Source organism: Komagataeibacter melaceti, from assembly GCF_003403295.1.
GTDB lineage: Bacteria > Pseudomonadota > Alphaproteobacteria > Acetobacterales > Acetobacteraceae > Komagataeibacter > Komagataeibacter melaceti.
On the sequence record NZ_QUWV01000135.1, the window covers coordinates 1 to 335 of the forward strand.

General features: G+C 67.2%; 1 pseudogene. It reads right to left on the reverse strand.

Annotated elements, in window-relative coordinates:
- Window positions 1–217 (reverse strand): annotated as a pseudogene (locus DY926_RS17890) (hypothetical protein); the annotation flags it as partial.
- Window positions 218–335: the final 118 nt, after the last annotated feature.

Here is a 335-nt window from a genome sequence, read left to right on the forward strand (position 1 = left end):
AGCGGCACACATCGGGCAACGTCGGGCGGTTCATGTCGCCCGCCTCGTCATCGAGTTGAAGCAGCCGGAGAACGGCGATTTCGCGGCGTGTGCCATCGGCAAGGCGGCGGATGACCGCTCTGTCGGAACGTCCCGATATCACGCGGTCTTCCCACCGGCCCGTGGCGGGGTCGCGCACGGCCGCGGCCATCACGCCATTGAGGAAGGCTTCGACCATCCATCGCTCCATGCGGCCGCCGCCGCAGGGTGTCGGGAGCTGATAAATGCTTCCGACTGCAACCGGCCCCACCCGTAACGGGTTGTCGCCGGGCGCAAACCAGCGCCCGGCATGATAT